The sequence below is a fragment of the Gemmatimonadota bacterium genome (assembly GCA_016712265.1).
Taxonomy (GTDB): domain Bacteria; phylum Gemmatimonadota; class Gemmatimonadetes; order Gemmatimonadales; family Gemmatimonadaceae; genus RBC101.
Window position 1 is genome coordinate 394,560 of sequence record JADJRJ010000028.1, and the last position, 17,346, is coordinate 411,905.

Annotated in this window: 11 protein-coding genes; 8 read left to right on the forward strand and 3 right to left on the reverse strand. The window is 68.3% G+C overall.

Annotated elements, in window-relative coordinates:
* Positions 1-15 precede the first annotated feature (15 nt).
* The 4 genes from IPK85_08595 to IPK85_08610 all read left to right on the forward strand — a co-directional run bounded on the left by IPK85_08595 (position 16) and on the right by IPK85_08610 (position 7,910).
* Positions 16-474: a (2Fe-2S)-binding protein gene (locus tag IPK85_08595; GenBank protein ID MBK8247440.1), complete on the forward strand. Its 459-nt coding sequence runs from the start codon at positions 16-18 to the stop codon at positions 472-474.
* Positions 471-2,813: a xanthine dehydrogenase family protein molybdopterin-binding subunit gene (locus IPK85_08600; protein MBK8247441.1), complete on the forward strand. Its 2,343-nt coding sequence runs from the start codon at positions 471-473 to the stop codon at positions 2,811-2,813. Before IPK85_08595 ends, IPK85_08600 begins: the two co-directional genes overlap by 4 nt.
* A 332-nt stretch (positions 2,814-3,145) precedes the next feature.
* Positions 3,146-4,789, forward strand: coding sequence for an amidohydrolase family protein (locus IPK85_08605; GenBank protein ID MBK8247442.1), 1,644 nt, complete (start codon positions 3,146-3,148; stop codon positions 4,787-4,789).
* 208 nt (positions 4,790-4,997) lie between these two features.
* A complete protein-coding gene (locus IPK85_08610) occupies positions 4,998-7,910 on the forward strand; it encodes a PD40 domain-containing protein (protein ID MBK8247443.1) in 2,913 nt (970 codons plus the stop codon).
* Positions 7,911-7,914: 4 nt separating this feature from the next.
* Here IPK85_08610 and IPK85_08615 read toward each other — a convergent pair whose 3' ends face one another.
* The gene (locus IPK85_08615; protein MBK8247444.1) at positions 7,915-8,490 is read right to left on the reverse strand and encodes a Uma2 family endonuclease; all 576 of its coding nucleotides are present in this window, start codon (positions 8,488-8,490) and stop codon (positions 7,915-7,917) included.
* A gap of 53 nt (positions 8,491-8,543) precedes the next feature.
* Here IPK85_08615 and IPK85_08620 point away from each other — a divergent pair, with 53 nt between their 5' ends.
* The 3 genes from IPK85_08620 to IPK85_08630 all read left to right on the forward strand — a co-directional run bounded on the left by IPK85_08620 (position 8,544) and on the right by IPK85_08630 (position 11,643).
* On the forward strand, positions 8,544-9,149 hold the full coding sequence (locus IPK85_08620; GenBank protein MBK8247445.1) for an MBL fold metallo-hydrolase: 606 nt from the start codon (positions 8,544-8,546) through the stop codon (positions 9,147-9,149).
* 79 nt (positions 9,150-9,228) lie between these two features.
* The gene (locus tag IPK85_08625; GenBank protein MBK8247446.1) at positions 9,229-11,145 is read left to right on the forward strand and encodes an amidohydrolase family protein; all 1,917 of its coding nucleotides are present in this window, start codon (positions 9,229-9,231) and stop codon (positions 11,143-11,145) included.
* A 36-nt stretch (positions 11,146-11,181) separates the two neighbouring features.
* Positions 11,182-11,643, forward strand: a complete 462-nt coding sequence (locus tag IPK85_08630; protein ID MBK8247447.1) for a DUF1499 domain-containing protein — start codon at positions 11,182-11,184, stop codon at positions 11,641-11,643.
* A gap of 1 nt (position 11,644) precedes the next feature.
* On the opposite strand, the gene IPK85_08635 is transcribed toward IPK85_08630, so the two are convergent.
* Both IPK85_08635 and IPK85_08640 read right to left on the reverse strand, forming a co-directional pair.
* Positions 11,645-14,272 (reverse strand): serine/threonine protein kinase, encoded by a 2,628-nt coding sequence (locus tag IPK85_08635; GenBank protein ID MBK8247448.1) that lies wholly within the window; start codon positions 14,270-14,272, stop codon positions 11,645-11,647.
* A 5-nt stretch (positions 14,273-14,277) separates the two neighbouring features.
* The gene (locus tag IPK85_08640; protein MBK8247449.1) at positions 14,278-14,826 is read right to left on the reverse strand and encodes a sigma-70 family RNA polymerase sigma factor; all 549 of its coding nucleotides are present in this window, start codon (positions 14,824-14,826) and stop codon (positions 14,278-14,280) included.
* Between the two features lie 145 nt (positions 14,827-14,971).
* Between IPK85_08640 and IPK85_08645 the strand changes: the two genes are divergently transcribed.
* Positions 14,972-17,272: a hypothetical protein gene (locus IPK85_08645; GenBank protein ID MBK8247450.1), complete on the forward strand. Its 2,301-nt coding sequence runs from the start codon at positions 14,972-14,974 to the stop codon at positions 17,270-17,272.
* Positions 17,273-17,346: the final 74 nt, after the last annotated feature.

Below are 17,346 nucleotides of genomic sequence, written 5' to 3' on the forward strand. Positions count from 1 at the left end.
CATTGGAGTGGCCCCATGGCTATCTCACTGACCGTCAACGGATCCCGTCGGAGCTTCGACGGCGATCCCACCATGCCCCTCCTCTGGTACCTGCGCGACGAACTCGCGCTCACCGGGACCAAGTACGGGTGCGGCATCGCCCAGTGCGGCGCCTGCACGGTGCACGTGGCGGGGCGCCCCGCCCGATCGTGCCAGCTGCGGATGGCCGACCTGCAAGGGGCGACGGTCCTGACGATCGAGGCGCTGGACCCCGCGGGTGAACATCCGCTGCAGGTGGCGTGGCGCGAAATCGACGTTCCGCAGTGCGGCTTTTGCCAGGCCGGACAGATCATGCAAGCAGCGAGCCTGCTCGCTACACGCAAGAACCCGACGGACGCGGAGATCGACACCGCCATGAACGGCCATATCTGTCGCTGCGGGACCTATCCTCGCATCCGGCAAGCCATCAAGGCGGCCGCGGAGAAGAACGCATGAGCACCCCCTCCTTTCTTCCGTGGGGCGCGACCCCTTCGCCGGTCGCGGGTGATTCCACCGTGGATGCGGGCCGCCGCACCGCCCTCAAGCTGCTGGGCCTTGGCGGTCTCGTCTTCGTCGCCGGCCCCGGCGGACTGCGTCGACTCGACACCGTGGGGGCGCTCGACACCTCCGCGGACCCGTGGGACGCACACGTCTACGTCCGACTCGCGGACGATGGCACCGTGACCCTCACCTGTCACCGATCGGAGATGGGGCAGGGGATCCGCACGACAATGCCGATGATCATCGCCGACGAGATGGAGGCGGACTGGGCGAAATGCCGAGTGGAGCAGGCGCAGGGCGATGCGAAATACGGGTCGCAGAACACGGATGGCTCAACGAGCATCCGGGACTTCCTGTTCAAGTATCGCGAGGCCGGGGCGACGGTCCGGGCACTGCTCGAGGATGCGGCGGCGAAGGAATGGGGCGTCGCCGCGAGCGAGGTGGCTGCGCAGAACGGCGCCGTGGTGCACCGCGCGTCGGGGCGCAGCAAGTCGTTTGGCTCCCTGGTGGCCACCGCGCGCACGCTGCCGATGCCCGCGAAGGAGAGCGTGCGGGTGAAGGCACCGGCCGAGCGGCGCTGGCAGGGCAAGAAGATGCCTGGGATCGACCTGGTCGCGATGACGACGGGCACCGCCAAATACGGCGCGGATGTGATCTTGCCGGGAATGAAAGTGGCCGTGGTCGCTCGGCCGCCGATCTGGGGCGACACGGTGGCGACGGTAGACGACACCGCCGCCCTCAAGGTGCCGGGGGTGGAGCGGGTGGTGCGCATCCCCAACTCACCGATGCCGGCGACTTTCCTGCCGACGGGCGGGGTCGCGGTGATCGCGAAGAACACCTGGGCCGCGATCCGCGGGCGCGACGCCCTCAAGGTCACCTGGACGAGCGGGGCGAACGCGGCCTACGACTCAAAGGCCTACAAGGCCACCCTGCAAGCCAGCGTGTTGCAGCCGGGCAAGCCGGGGCGAAAGGAAGGCGATGTCGCCGCCGCGCTGGGCCGTGCGACGCGGAAGGTGACGGCCAACTATTACATGCCGCACCTGTCGCATGCACAGATGGAGCCGGTCGCCGCCATTGCCAACGTTGCCAACGGCAAGGTGGAAGTGTGGGCCCCGGTCCAGAGCCCAATGGACGCCCGGACGACCCTGGCCGCCTTCCTCAAGGTGGACGTGGCGAATGTCGCCGTGAACGTCACCCTGCTTGGCGGGGCCTTTGGCCGGAAGTCCAAGCCGGACTTCGCCTGTGAGGCCGCCTTCCTGTCGCGCGAGGTCGGGGCGCCAGTGCGGGTGCAGTGGACGCGCGAGGACGACCTGAAGAACTCGTATTACCACTCGGTGGCCGCGCACCACCTGGAAGCCGGGCTCGATGCGAATGGCAAGGTGACGGCCTGGCTGCATCGGTCGGCGTACCCGTCGATCAGCTCGACCTTTGCGCCGGACGTGCCTGGGCCAACGCCCGATGAGTTGATCAATGGCGCGTCGGACCTTCCCTGGGAGATCCCGAACGTGAGTGTCGAGGTCTGTCCGGCGCGTGCCCACACCCGCATCGGCTGGTTCCGCTCGGTGAACGCGATTCACCATGGGTTTGCCATCGGATCGTTTGTCGACGAGCTGGCCCGTGCGACGGGGAAGGACACCGGACAGTTTCTTCTCGACCTGATCGGCTCTGATCGGCAGGTGGACCTGTCGAAGGGGGCATTGGTGGGCGCACCGGAGAACTACTACGGTGCCGCCTGGACCGACTACCCGCTCGATACGGCGAGGGCGAAGAACGTGCTACGCCTTGCGATGCAGCGTTCCAACTGGGGCGAGAAGCTGCCGCGCGGACGTGGGCGCGGCATCGCCGTGCACCGTTCCTTCCTGTCGTATGTCGCGATGGTCGTCGAGGTGGAGGTGCTCGCCGACGGCACCGTGAACGTCCCCAAGGCATGGGCGGTGGTGGACGCCGGGTTCGTCGCCAATCCCGATCGGGCGAAGTCGCAGATGGAAGGCGCCATCATCATGGCGATGAGCAACGTGCTCCACAGCGAGATCTCCTACGCGCAGGGCAAGGTCGTGCAGTCGAACTACCGCGACTACCAGGTGGCGCGCATGCGCGCGGCGCCGCGTACGGTGGACGTGCATGTCGTCGAGAGCGAGGGACTCCCCGGGGGCATCGGGGAACCGGGAGTGCCGCCGGCGTGCGGTGCGATCGCCAACGCGATCTTTGCGGCGACCGGTACGCGGGTGCGGGAACTCCCGGTCGCGCGGCAGCTCGCGGGCTGGTCGACGCGGGCGACGGAAGACGGGGCGTAGTGCGACGCGTCATGCGCATCGTGTGGCGCTGGAGCGGTGAGCCACGAGGGGGCTGGCACCAAGACCAGACGCGCGACGAGCGTGAGCGGGTCCCGCCGGTCCCAGACGGTAAGTGCGCTGCCCGCCACGCACCGCCCATTCGCCCAAGAAGCCATTCAGGCGGCAAAGGCCAATCACCAACGTTCACCTGAAGGCGGGGGGGGGGGGGGGGGGCGGGGGGGGGGGGACGCGGCGTTTCCGCCCGGTGGAACGCCACTATTGGCGGGCCATCCCCGTCTTGCGCAGTGCGGGCCGTGGGGGCACAATGGCCGCGCTCCTACCACCCGTCCTCCATGAGTGACCGTTCCCCGACTCGGCGTGACTTCCTGGCCGCTGGCTCCGCCGCGGCCGTCGGGACGGTGCTGGGCGCAACCGCCATCGTGGCACAACCGGCGGCGTTTGATCTGGTCATCCGGGGCGGGAACGTCTTCGATGGGATGGGCAATGACCCGCGGGAACTCGACCTCGGGATTCGGGCGGGTCGGATCGTGGCCCTTCAGCGTCGACTCGGCGGTCGGGCGCGCGACGAGGTTGATGCCCGCGGCCTCGCCGTGGCTCCCGGCTTCGTCGACATCCACTCCCATGGGGATGGCACGCTGGCCGAGGACCCACGGGCGGAGTCGGTGATCCGCCAGGGAATCACGACCATCATCGTCGGCCAGGACGGAAGCTCACGTGGGCGGGATCCCGGGGACGTGGCCGTGTGGCGTCGCACGACCGCGGCGCTCAAGCCGTCGTGCAACGTGGCGACGATGGTCGGCCTGGGGAGCGTGCGCGGCGCGGTCGTGGGTGATGACGACCGGCCGGCGACACCCGCCGAGCTGCAGCGCATGGTTGGTATGGTGCGCCGCGCGTTGCAGGAAGGGGCGGTGGGTGCGTCGTCCGGGCTGGAATACACGCCGGGCGCATTTGCCTCCGAGGCCGAACTGATTGCGCTCTGCCGGCCGCTGGCCGCCCGCGGCCTGGTCTACGCGACGCACATGCGCAACGAGGACGACCGCCTGCTCGACTCCATTCGCGAGTCGATCGCTGTCGCGCGCGGGGCCAGGTGCGGGCTGCAGGTCTCACACCTCAAGACACAGGGGCCGCGCAACTGGGCCAAGCTCGATGAGGTCTTCGCGCTCGTCGACGAAGTCAAGCGCGCGGGGATGGACATCGCCTTCGATCGGTACCCCTGGATCGCCTACCAGACCGGACTGACGAACCTCTTTCCCGTGTGGAGTCGCGACGGTGGCACGGAGGCGTTCCTCAAGCGACTCGACGATCCGTCGACCGGTGCGCGGATCAAGCAGGAGGCCCTGGCGAAGGTCGATCTCATCGGCGGGTGGGACAACGTGATGGTCGCGTCGGTACGGGACGCGTCGGATCGAGCGGCCGAGGGCAAGCGCATGGGGCAGTATGCGGCGGCGCGGGGGGGTGATCCGTACGATGTCACCGTCGCGATGCTCAAACGGAACGCGGGGAGCGTCGGGATGGTCGGCTTTGCGATGAGCGAGGAGAACCTCGACCGGATCCTGGCTCACCCGTTAGGCATGGTCTGCTCCGACGGCGGGGCCTACGCCATCGACGGTCCCACGCGGCGCGGGAGCCCGCACCCGCGCGGGGGCGGATCGTTTCCGCGCGTCATCGCCACGTACGTCCGCGAGCGGAAGGCACTGACGCTCCGGCAGGCACTCCAGAAGATGACCGCATTCCCTGCCGCGCGCGTTCGCCTGGCAGATCGCGGACGGATCGCGACCGGGATGGCGGCGGACGTGGTCGTCTTCGACGCCGAGTCGGTGGCGGATCGCGCCACGTATGAGCAGCCCTTCCAGTATCCGGTGGGGATCGCGCTGGTGGTGGTGAACGGCAAGGTCGCGCTGCGCGGTGGGGAGCGCGAAGGGGTGGGGGCGGGGCGAGTGTTGGCGTCGGTGGGCGGCGCAAAGGAAACAACGTGAAGCACGGGCAGCACGAGACGGGAGCAGCACGGGAAGCACGGCGGCGCGGGGGTCCGATCCCGCGACCCGTGGGGACCCTGTGCCTTCTGTGTCGCATCTGCGCCAGCGCACGGTCTCGCCGGGCGTCCACGCACGGAGTCGTTAGTGCCTATGTCCGTCATGCAGTCGAAGTCATACAACGTGTACCGCACCTGATCCCATGAACCCGATGGCAACGCGCACCCTCGTCCTGGCCGCCCTCGCGGTCGTCACCACGCAGCCGTCGACCACGGCGACCGTGACGGTCACCGAGGGAACTTCCATGTCGGTTGCCGCGTCGCGGGATGGACGGCAATTGGCCATCGACCTGCAGGGGAGCATTTGGCTCCTGCCCGCGACGGGCGGTGAGGCGAAGCGACTCACGGACGAGTACAACGACGCACGCCAGCCCACCTGGTCGCCGGACGGAGGTGCCATCGCCTTCCAGGGGTTCCGCGACGGCGGGTATGACATCTGGGCGATCAATGCCGACGGGACCACGCAGCGCCAGCTGACCTGGGGCCCGTACGACGACCGCGAACCCGCGTGGAGTCCCGACGGTCGCTACGTCGCATTCTCCTCGGATCGCAGCGGCAGCTACGATATCTGGACCCTCGACCTCGAGACCCAGGCGCTGCGCCAGGTCACGAAGGACGCCGGCGACGACTACATGCCGACCTGGTCGCCGGACGGTCGCGAGCTGGCCTTTGTGGGGACGCGTGGTGGCCGGGGCAGTGTCATGGCTGTCGCCCTGACGACTGGCGCCGAACGCGCCATCACCACCGCCGCCGGGCGATACGACGCGCCGTCATGGGGGCGCAACGGGCGGATCGTCTATCACGCCACGGCCCAGGGCGCCTCGCGACTCGAGGTGGACGGCCAGGCGCTGACCGGCGCCGAGAATGCCTTTGCCTTTCGTGCGGGCTGGATCGCCGATGGTGAGATCGTCTATGTGTCCGACGGCAAGATCCGGCGGCGTGGGATGAGCGGGGAGGCTCGCACCATCCCGTTCACGGCGTCCCTGACGGTGACGAGGGCGCGCTACACCCGCCGGGTGCGCGACGTCTCCAGCCGCGCGCCGCGGCCAGCACGCGGGATCGTGGCGCCATCACTCTCTCCTGATGCGAAGCAGGTCGCCTTCACCGCGTTAGGCGACCTGTGGGTGATGCCGGTCGGCGGTACCCCGCGCAACATCACGAACGATCACTTCCTCGATACCGAGGCGTCGTGGTCTCCCGATGGTCGGTACATCGTCTGGTCGAGCGATCGCGCAGGCGGGTCACTCCTGGACCTGTGGATCCACGATACACAAACCGGGGAGAACCGCCGCCTCACGACCGAACCGACGAGCGCGATGGGCGCGGCCTGGTCGCGCGACGGGCAACGCATCGCGTTCCTCGATGTGGATGGAATCTGGCGTGCCGCGTCGGTGCATGTCGTCGAGGTGGCGACGGGCAAGGTGACGAAGATCCACGACCAGATGTTCGGCCCCGGGGCCCCCACCTGGTCGCTCGATGGCTCCCGCGTCATGATCGCCGCGCTCGAGCGCTATGCAGCACGTTTCCGCGAAGGGACGAACCAGCTGCTGTCGATCGCGTCCACGGGCGGCGATGACACGTGGTACACCCCGGTCAAGCACCTCTCGATCGACTCCCGCGTGGGAGCGGGGCCGGCCTGGTCCCCCGATGGGACGCAACTCGCCGTGATCTATGAAGGACAGCTGAACCTTGTCCCGGTCGGACACGACGGGGCGCCCCTCGGCCCCCCGCGCCGACTCACCACGGAGATCGCCCACCATCCGACGTGGAGTGGCGACGGGCGTCATGTCCTCTATCAGTCCAACGACAAGTTGCGCCTGCTGGACACCGAGACGGGGTCGGTCCGCGATGTGCCGGTCCGTCTCACCTATACGCCGAGCATCCCGACCGGCCGGGTCGTGGTGCACGCGGGACGGCTGATCGATGGCGTCGCGAAAACACCACGCACAAACGTGGACATCATCATCAATGGCAACCGGATCGAACGGGTGGTGCCGCACGCTGCGGCCAACCTGCGGGGGGCGCGGGTTGTAGATGCCTCACAGCTCACAGTGATGCCGGGGCTGATCGAGTTCCACACGCACCTGCAGAAGGACCTGGGAGAGGCGTCGATGCGGGCGTACCTCGGCTTCGGGGTCACCACAGTGCGCTCGCCGGGAGGCACGCCGTATGAGGCCGTGGAAGATCGTGAAGCGATCGAGAGTGGGGTGCGCCCCGGCCCGCGGCTGTTCGTCTCCGGCTACCTGATGGAATGGCAGCGCGTCTACTACAAGATGGCCGTGGCCGTTTCCAGTGACGCGCACCTTGGCCTCGAACTGGAGCGCGCGAAGGCGCTCGGCTTTGACATGGTGAAGAGCTACGTGCGCATGCCGGACCTCAAGCAGAAACGCATCATTGACTTCGCGCATGCGGCGGGCATCCCGGCGGCATCGCACGAGATCTACCCCTCGGCGCTCTCCGGCATCGATGGCACGGAGCATACGACCGGGACGAGTCGCCGCGGCTACTCGCCCAAGGCCGCGACCCTCCAGCGCTCCTACGAAGACGTGGCGAAACTCTTCTCTGCGTCGGGGATGCCCATCACGCCGACACTCGCGTTAGGCGGCGGTGGCATGCGCCGGTTGATGGAGGAGGACACCACGCTGGTTGGCGATCCGCGCTTCCGGCTGTACCCGGGGTGGCTGCGCCCGACGCGCGGTGGAGGGGGAGGTGGAGGCGCCCCGCCGGGAGCGATCGACGTGAACGCCGGAGGGCAAATGGTGATGGGGCTGATGCGCGCTGGCACGCGGGTCGTGGCCGGCACGGATACCCCGAACGCCGCCACCCTGCATGGCGAGTTGTACACGTACGTCCTGGCCGGGATGACCCCGTGGGAAGCGATTCGCACGGCCACGGTCAACAGTGCGGAGATGCTTGGGCTCGATGCGGGGGTCGTCGCGGCCGGAAAGCTGGCGGACCTGGCGATTGTCGACGGCAATCCGCTCGAGGACATCCGCACGACGGCACGTGTGCGCTACACGATTGCCAACGGCAAGGTGTACGACGTGCGCGAACTGGTGAAGTAGCGGTTCAGTCGACGAAGGCCGCGAGCGGGCTGGAGAAGCCGGGGACGACATCCTCACCGTCGAGAACATCGTCGCCCCGGCATTCGGTGATCGTACCGTCCGCACGATAGATGCGCGCGGTGCGCTTGGCCGGGTCAACGACCCAGATGAGGCGCGTGCCGGCGCGCAGCCAGGCCCCAACCTTGGACAGCACTTCCCCCGGTCGGTCATCGGGGGACAACACCTCAACAGCGAGATCGGGGGCCAGCTCAGCGAAGCCGCGCGGGAGCGGGTTGGGCACGCGATCGGCGCGCACAAAGGCAACGTCCGGCGCCCGAACCGTGTCCGGGTTGCGTTCCAGCGTGAATCCAGTCTCGGCGGCGAGCATCCGCCCAAGTCGCTTGGTGTTTACATGAGCCGCAAGCGCGACAAGAATCCGCGCGGCCACATCGCCGTGCAGGAAACCGGCGGGTTCGCGAACGACGAGGCGCCCACGGATCAGCTCAGTCCGCTTGTCCGGCAGGTTGAGGGCGAGAAGCTCCTCTGCGGTCATGAGGCCCGATTCCGGCATGGCCTCAAGTTGTGTGGTGTCGACGCTCATGGCAACAGGATCGCATGGCGCGTCAGCTGGCCGTCACGCGCTAACTTTGCGGCATGGCAGCGCGAACCCCCACCATCGTCAACGTCGGGTATCGCTCCACCAACTTCTGGGTGGTGAGCGCAGGAACGTCGCGCCTCCTCGTCGACCTGGGGTGGCCGGGGATGGTGCAACCACTCCTCGCCAACCTCGCGCGGATGGACGTGCCGCTCAAGGAGATCCGATACGGGCTGGCCACGCACTATCACATCGACCACGCCGGCGCCGCGCAGGACCTCAAGCAGCGTGGCATGAAGCTGCTCGTCACCCCGGAGCAGGTCGCGGCAATTCCCGCGATGAAGCAGTGGACGAAGCCAACCGACGGCTACGCAGAGATCGCCACGCACGACAATGTGGTCGTGCCCCTTGCCGAGAGCCGTGCCTTCCTGGAGACGTTGGACATTGGCGGCGAAATCCTCCACACGCCGGGGCACTCGGACGATCATGTCACCCTGCTCCTCGATAATGGGGTCGCTTTCACCGGAGACCTCAACCCGATGATGCCTGACGAAGCCTCGCAGGCGTTGGTGGAGCAGTCGTGGGCACTCCTCCTCGATCGCGGGATGACGACGATCTACCCCGGGCATGGGCCGGTGCGCCCGGTCACGCGGGGCGTCCCCTGACCGTCCCTTTGCCGCGGGCGCGGATAGCCGCCGCCCGGTTCTTGCCCCACTTTACCGCAGTCACCGCCAGCCCCACGCCATGTTCGCTCGCTTCGCCGTCCTTTCCGCGCTCGCCCTCATCTCATTGCCCGCCGGGCAACAGCCGCCTGACCTGGACCTGATCATTCGTAACGGGACGATCGTGGACGGAAGCGGGGGCCGTCGTTTCACGGGCGACGTTGGGGTGCGCGGTGATCGCATCGTGGCCATCGGAAACCTGGCCACCCGACGGGCCGCCAACGAAATCGACGCGCGCGGCCTGATGGTCACCCCCGGCTTTATCAACCTGCACAGTCATGCGAACGGCCCGGGGCTTCGCATCGCCGAGAACATGCTGAGTCAGGGGGTCACGACCGAGATCCTCAATGCCGACGGGTCCAGCCCGCTGGACATCAAGGCCCAGCTGCAGATGCTCGATACGTCCGGCCTTGCCCTGAATGCGGGGGCGGCGGTCGGATTCAACAGTGTGTGGTCGAGCGTGGTCGGTGCCACCGATCGGCGGCCCACCGCGGACGAGATGGCGAAGATGCAGGGACTCATCCGGTCGAACCTCGAGGCGGGCGCCTACGCGGTGTCGGCGGGGCTCGACTACAAGCCGGGTTTCTTCGCGACAGAGGCCGAGGTCGTCCAGGTCGTGTCGCCCGCGCGAAAGTGGCGCACCAACTTCCCGAATCACGATCGGGTGCTCCCCGAAACGCGGTATAGCGCGCGGGCCGCCGTGCAGGAAACGATGCGCATCGGTGAGAAGTCCGGGATGGTGCCGGTCATCACGCACATGAAGGTCACGGGGCGCGAGCGCACGCAGGGACACGTGGTGCTCAGCGAGATGGCAGCGTACTCAAGGCGTGGAGTGTATACCGCCGCCGATGTGTACCCCTACCTGTCAGGGATGACCGGGCTCGCGGACCTGACGATCCCCGGGTGGGCGCAAAACGGCGGGCCGATCGAGATGCGCAAGCGCTTCGCCGACCCGGAGCAGCGCAAGCGGATCATCGCCGAGACCGACGAGACGATGCTCGGTCGCTTCACCGGGCCGCAGGGTGTGCTCGTCCTCGGGACAGGGAAGACGCTCGCCGACTTCATGAAGGAGTTCGGGACGACCTCTCCCGCAGAGGCACTGGTCCAGATCATGGAGAAGAGCTCCCCACGTGCCATCCTCGGGTTCGGCGACGAGAGCGACCTCGTGAAGATCCTCAAGTTCCCGAGCGCGGCCGTCTCGTGCGACTGCGGTGCCACGAACGGACCCACGGGACACCCCCGCAACTACGGCACCTTCCCGCGCGTGCTGGGCCGCTACGTGCGCGAACAAAAGCACCTCACCTGGGAAGAGGCGATCCGCAAGATGACCGCCCTCCCCGCGACGATTGCAGGGATGATCGACCGCGGCTACCTCGCCGTTGGCATGCACGCGGACATCACGGTCTTCGACACCGCCACGGTGATCGACCACGCCACCTTTGAATCCCCGGGGCTCAAGTCCGAGGGGATCCGGCACGTCGTCGTGAACGGGAAGGTGACCTATCGCGATGGCCAGCTGACCGGGGAGAAGGGCGGGCGAGCGCTCTACCGTGGCAGCTGGATGCCCAGTCGCCCCATGACGGCCGGCACGGCCCAACGACGCCTTGCAGCCTCCGGGCTGGCGACGCCGACCGGGGATGGCGGCGTTCCGCTCCGCCTCGCGATGACGCTGTCGCAGACCGCCGGGGCGCGCCGCGCGACCGGGGCGCTGCGCCTCACGGACCCGGCGTCTGGTGACGTGATGGAGGCGACGTCGTTGGGCGTCCTCCAGCTTGGCACACGATGGGGAAGCGTGACCGGGACCATGAAGCGGCGATCGAGCGGCGAGGAGCGCCCCTTTGTGCTGACCTACGAGCGCGCGGACCCGTTCGTGGAGGGTGCCCCGCAGACGGTCACCCTGGCGCTCGGGACAGACGTGGTGCGGGCTATCCTCAAGTAAGGAACATCGCGCATCGCCCGTGCGCTTGGATTGCACATGTCCTCCTCCTCACACGACAACACTCGTCACCGGTCGGGATGGCGCCTCGCCGTCGTCGCTGTCCTGGCGGCGTGTCACGGGCGACCCGGAAACCTCGCGGTTCCCGGCGGTCCGCTGCCGCCCTGCCCGGCGACGCCGAACTGCGTCTCGACCGAAGCCACGGATGACGAACACCGGATGGCCGCGGTGCCGTTCAGCGGCGACGCAACCACGGCTCAGGCCGCCGCCCGGGCGGCGTTACTCACCGAGCCGCGTACCAAGGTGGTCCTCGAACATCCCGGCTACCTGCGCGCCGAATCCACGAGCCGACTCTTCCGCTTTATTGACGACGTCGAGATCGTCATCGACTCCACGAACCGCGTCTACCGCTTTCGCTCAGCGTCGCGACTGGGGAAGGGGGACATGGGGGTGAATCGGGCGCGCATGACGCGCATCGCGACCCGCCTCGGCGCGCCCTGACCTACTTCGCGATGTAGCGCTCACGCTCGGCGCGGTACTTCGCCGCCGAGTCCGGCCGTGCGGTCGAGTCGAACACGATCGAGAGATCGAGTCGCGCCGCCTGAAGGAAGCTTACCGTGGGTTCGGCGACCTTCGCGACGATGGCATACCCGCGGCGGATCTCGGGCTCGGCATCACGGAAGCGGCCGCCGCGCATCAACGCGCGTCCCAGCTTGATGTAGCCAATCCCGGTGTTGAGGTGATCCGGTCCCTGCGACGCGATGTAATGGGTGAGTGCCTCGCGGTAGTGCGCCTCCGCCCGCCGGAAGTCCTTCTGGTACAGGTAGGTGTCCCCAAGGTTCGCGATGGCCACGCCGACGCGGAAGTTCATCCCGGGGTAGGCCGACCGGTAGATCGACAGCACCCGCTCGAAGGTCGTGCGCGCGGCGACGTAGCGCTCCTCGCGCATCGCCAGGCTGCCCAGTTCGTTGAGTGTGTTGGCGATCGTGGGATGGGTCGGCGGGTAGACGCGCTCCCGGATGGCCAGCGCGCGCTGCATGGCGACGCGCGCCTCATCGTAGCGATTCTGCAGCAGGAGTGATCGCCCGAGGTACAAGACGTTGCTCGCCGTGCGGTAATGGTTCTCGCCGTGGAAGGCGGTGGTAATGTCGATGGCCTGACGGAAGAGTTGCTCCGACTCCTTGTAGTTCCCGCGTTCCTGCTCCGTCGCGCCGAGGTTCATCAGGTCCTCGGCGACCAAGGGGTGGCGCTCGCCATACAGTTGTTTGGTGAGCGTCAGGACCTGTCGGTTCAGCGAGTCGGCCCGGTCGTAGTTGCCTGCATAAAAGGTGGCATTGGCCAGTTCGGACATCGCGCGCAGGTGTTCCCGTGTGTCCGGGGCGACGCTGGCCAGCAGGGCCGTGGCCGTATCGAGCACGACCATGGCGGTGTCGTGCGCCCCGCGCTCCGTGAGGGATCGGCCGAGGGCCACGAGGGCGTCACCAACCTGGGTCTGGGCGCCGGGTGCGGGCGGCAGGGCGCGCAAGGTGGCGAGGGCCCCGCGCAGGAGGGTGTCCGCATCTGCGTACCGCGCCTGGTCGGTGCGGAGATCGCCGAGCAACACGTCCATGTGCGCGAGCAGCCGCCGGTTGGTCACGGGATCCCGGTTCCACACCGCTCGGGCCTCCGCCAACAGCGAGTCGGCACGCCCCATCGCACCTAACTGCTGGTAGATCCCCCCGAGGGTTTCATACAGGTCGGCCTGTGCCCCCGGTTCCGCGTCCAGGGAGCGTGCTTCCAGCACCCCCTGCTCCAGCAGGGCGATGACGCGCAGCGAGTCGGCCGGTCCCGCGTCGGGATCGCGTCCGCGGAACAGGTCAGTCATGAATCGCTGGATCCGCTGGGCCCGCACCTGCTCGGCCACGGCGGCATCACGCGCGCGCGCCAGGCGAATCGTATAAAACGAGGTCAAGCTGATGCCACCGATGAGCACTGCGGCGGTGACGGTCACGGCGCGGGCGTGTCGTCGCGCGAACTTCGCCGTGCGGTATCTCCACGAATCGCCGCGCGCTTCCAGGGGTTCTCCCGCGAGGAACCGCTCGAGGTCGCGGGCCATGGCGTCCACCGTGGCGTACCGCCGTGCCGGATCCTTCTGCAGGGCGGTCTGGCAGAAGACATCCAGGTCCGCCCATTGGTCGCGGCTGACCACCACGCCCGCGGCCGCGCCGGCGACCGATGGGCGGCCCGGCTCATGCTCGACCACGAGTCGTTCCACCTGCGCCGGGCTGGCTCCCGCCAGGTCGAAGGGCAGCCGGCCCGTGAGCAGTTCCCAAGCCATCATGCCTAACGCGTACACGTCCGTGCGCACGGAGAGCGCCCGCCCGAGCACCTGCTCCGGGGCGGCGTAGGCTGGGGTCATGAGCCGCAGGCCCGTGCGCGTGGCCCCGGGGTCCGTCGCTTCCTCCAGGCGCTTGGCGATTCCGAAGTCGAGCAGCTTGACCTCGCCCGCGGCGGTGACCAGAACGTTCGACGGCTTGAGGTCGCGGTGGACCACGAGGTGCTGGTGGGCGTGCTGCACCGCGCGACAAACGTCCCGCAACAACCCCAGCCGGTCGCGCAACGCGGGGCGGCGCGTGGCGCAATACGTATCGAGTGGCAGTCCCTCGACGTACTCCATGGCGATCCAGGGCGTACCGTCCGGCAGGGTGCCGGCGTCGAACAACCGGGCAATACCGGGGTGACTGAGTTGGGCGAGGGTGCGCTGCTCCGCGACAAAACGCTCACGGCGTGCCGGCGAGAGGCTGGCGTCACGCAGCACCTTGATGGCGGCGACGCCGTCCAGGTCGGCGCGCTCCCCTCGATAGACGACCCCCATGCCACCTTCGCCGAGGAATCGGGTCGCGCGGTACGGTCCAAAGATGTGCTGGGGCAGCGACGACGCGCGTCCGACGAGCTCCCCGGCAACGCCACCCAGGGTGCGGTCGACAATGGGCGCGCTGCCGGCGTCTCCCCGAATCAGTGCCTCCACCTCGCCGCGGAGGGTGGCGTCGCTCCCACAACGTTCGGTGAGGCGTGCGTCGCGATCGGCCTTGGGGAGATCAACGACGTCATGGAAGATCTCCTGGACCAACTCCCATCGGGCGGCGTCCATGGGGCTCACCCGGCGCGGCGCAGTTCCGTGGCGAGCCACGCCCGGGCCGCTCGCCAGTCGCGTTGCAGCGTTGCCTCCGAGACGTCGAGCATCGCGGCGGTCTCCTTCATGTCAAAACCGCCGAAGAACCGCGCCTCGACCATCAGGGCTTGTCGGGGACTGAAGAGGGCGAGCCCCTCCAGGGCGGCGTCGAGGGCGATCACGTCGTCGGCCGTGGTCGTCGCCTGGTCGAGCGAGTCGTCAAAGGTCACCATAGCCATGCCACCGCCGCGCTTCTCAGCCCGGCGTCGACGCGCCGCCTCGATCAGCACCTGGCGCATCGCCCGGGCCGCAATACGCTTGAAGTGAAGCGGCGAGGTCCGTGCGACCTGTGGTGAGTCGGCGAGCTTGATCCACGCCTCGTTGACGAGCGCGGTTGGCGTGATCGTGGCGTTCGGATCGCCAGAGCGGACACGCGCGGCCAAGCGGCGAAGCTCTTCGTAGGTCTCGCTGAAGAGGTCGTCGAGTGCCTGGCGGTCTGCGTCAGGAGTACGGGGCACGTCGGGGCCACGCATGGGATCGGAAGGTGGCCGATGGAGGTCGGGCCGGCGAGCCCAAGCGTACCCCGCAAGACGTTTCCCCGCCAGCCGTGATGGGGATCGGTGTCGGACGACGCAATGCGGGACGCCCCGTTGTTTCCCCTCCCCGGTCCGGTTCGCCATGCGTCCCCTCGCTCGTCTCTCCCTCGTGCTCGCAGTGTTCGCCCAATTCGCCTGCTCCGGTGGGGACTCCGGCGGCACAACGCCGCCTCCGCCGCCGGTTGGAACGCTCACATTGTCCCTCCCCAGCGGGAGCGCCACGCTCACCACCGGGGGCAGTACGACGCTTTCCGTCGCCATCGTGCGTGGCGGGAGCTTCACGGGAACCGTCACCCTCGCGGTGGCGGGGCTCCCCACGGGTGTCACGGGGAGCTTCTCTCCCGCAACGCTCGGGGCCGCGACGACCACGGCCTCGCTCACCCTTTCGGCGTCGACGAGCGCCACCGCGGGCACGAGTACGCTCACGCTCACCGCGAGTGGGCCCGGGGTCACCGCGACGACAGCGAGCGCCACATTGACGGTGACTCAAGCGGCGATCGCGGTCGCGGCCACGCCCACGGCGTTGACCATCATGGCCGGCGTCACGGGCCAAACGACTGTGAGCATTGGACGATCGACGGGGTACACGGCACCCGTCACCCTGGCGCTCGACACCCCACCGGCGGGGATCAGCGCATCCTTCAATACGTCGCCCACGACGGCCAACTCGAGTGTGGTAACGGTGAGTGTCGCGGCGACCGTCGTCCCTGGCACGTACCCCGTCACGATCAAGGCGACCGCACCAGGCGCTGCGGACAAGACCGTCGCGTCGACGCTCACGGTGACCGCGGCATTGCCTATTGGCTTCACGGCCTCGGTGGACCCCGTCGAGTTCGAGATTCCGGCAGGGCAGGGTTGGGGCGCCAATGGGATCGTGACGGTGCAGCGGGCCAACGGATTCACGGGGGCGGTGTCGTTGTCGGTGCAGGGGCTGTCGTTCCCTGCGTTCGTCGGCATCACCCCATCGTCGCTCCCCGCGTCGCAGACGCAGTCGAACATGCTCTCGCTGGCCGTGGACGGTGCGACGCCGGGCGTGTACAGCGGCGTGGTGCGGGTGACCGCCGCCGGCTTCGCCGAACAGCAGGTGCCTATCCGCGTCCGCGTTTCTGCGCCCAGTACCGGGACGATCACCTGGAGCTTCTGTCGCAGCGATCGGGTCCCGAAGTTCATGGCGGTGAAGGATGGGAGCGGTCCCTGGCGGCATATCGTGCCCGGCGGGCCCGCCGGCGCCACGCAGGCGAACCCGGCGACGTTCGCGTTTGACGTGGCACAGGCCACGGTGGGCGTGGCGATGATCGGGTTGGGTGAGAAGACCAGTTCGAACACGCTGATCGAAGGCCACCACTGGCAAGTGTTCTACCTGACGCGCCAGGAGGTCATCGACATGGCAGCCGCGGAGTGCGTCGACTATCGCGACGTGACCACGCGTCGTGCGACCGGCACCCTGACCGGCTATCAGTCGTTTGACGCCGTGATCGCCTCGGCGAGCCATCGCGCGCTGGCCTTCGCTGGGAGCACAGGCCCGTTGAGCACGTCCATCACGGCGCAGAACATTGCCCCTGGGCCGTTCGATCTGATGCTGAGCCGCACGAGCTTTGTCCCCGCGTCGGGGCCGGATATCTCGGTGTTGTCGCTCATCCTGCGGCGGGGGATTGATCCGGCGAACAATGGCACCATCGCCGCCGCGAGTTTCGCCACGGAAGGGGTGACTCCCGCGAGTGCGACGTTGACCCTGGGCAACACGTCGGGGGAGACGGTGAGCAAGACGATGACCTTCCGCACGGCGGGAGGCCTCAACGCCTGGCTGGCCGCGTCCGCCGGCTACACCAACACGACGCGCACCTGGTGGGGCTGGCCCACGTCACAACTCGCCACGGGTGACCTGCACCAACTGGTCCTCACGACGGGGAACGCGGCCGCGCGTCGACAAGTGATCCACTTCTCGCGCACGGTGCAGCCCGTCACCCTGGCGTTTGGCTTCCCGCTCGCGTTCCCAACGGTGGTTGCCCCCCTGGCGACGCCGGGGATCGTGCAGGCCGTGGGCGTGTTGTTGCCGGACTATGCCGCGCGGGTGTCGATGTACCTCCGGGAGCAGGATCCCGATCCGCGCACCTTGAGCCTGGTCGCGACCCGCGGCTACCTCGGTGCCGGGACGCAATACGACATCGCGATCCCCAACCTGTCCGCTGCAACCGGATTTACCGCGTTCTGGAATGTGCGCCGCGGACGAACGGTGCGCTGGACCGTGACCGGCGGTGAGGGGGCGATGGGCGACCCGATCAACGATACGTTCTGCACCCTCCAGGGCTACTGCCCGGTCCGCGTGGTCGACGGCGCGACGTACAAGTCCGCCCAGGCCACGGGCACCGTGGTGATTCCCTAAGCGGGAAGTGAAAGGGGCTGGCGCCGGGCACCAGCCCCGGCTCCAGCCCCTTCCGTCAGCACCCGGTTCCAGCC

Coding starts and splice junctions, on each gene's coding strand:
- IPK85_08595 (MBK8247440.1), top strand. CDS start 16: ATGGCTATCTCACTGACCGTCAACGGATCCCGTCGGAGCTTCGACGGC.
- IPK85_08600 (MBK8247441.1), top strand. CDS start 471: ATGAGCACCCCCTCCTTTCTTCCGTGGGGCGCGACCCCTTCGCCGGTC.
- IPK85_08605 (MBK8247442.1), top strand. CDS start 3,146: ATGAGTGACCGTTCCCCGACTCGGCGTGACTTCCTGGCCGCTGGCTCC.
- IPK85_08610 (MBK8247443.1), top strand. CDS start 4,998: ATGGCAACGCGCACCCTCGTCCTGGCCGCCCTCGCGGTCGTCACCACG.
- IPK85_08615 (MBK8247444.1), bottom strand. CDS start 8,490: ATGAGCGTCGACACCACACAACTTGAGGCCATGCCGGAATCGGGCCTC.
- IPK85_08620 (MBK8247445.1), top strand. CDS start 8,544: ATGGCAGCGCGAACCCCCACCATCGTCAACGTCGGGTATCGCTCCACC.
- IPK85_08625 (MBK8247446.1), top strand. CDS start 9,229: ATGTTCGCTCGCTTCGCCGTCCTTTCCGCGCTCGCCCTCATCTCATTG.
- IPK85_08630 (MBK8247447.1), top strand. CDS start 11,182: ATGTCCTCCTCCTCACACGACAACACTCGTCACCGGTCGGGATGGCGC.
- IPK85_08635 (MBK8247448.1), bottom strand. CDS start 14,272: ATGGACGCCGCCCGATGGGAGTTGGTCCAGGAGATCTTCCATGACGTC.
- IPK85_08640 (MBK8247449.1), bottom strand. CDS start 14,826: ATGCGTGGCCCCGACGTGCCCCGTACTCCTGACGCAGACCGCCAGGCA.
- IPK85_08645 (MBK8247450.1), top strand. CDS start 14,972: ATGCGTCCCCTCGCTCGTCTCTCCCTCGTGCTCGCAGTGTTCGCCCAA.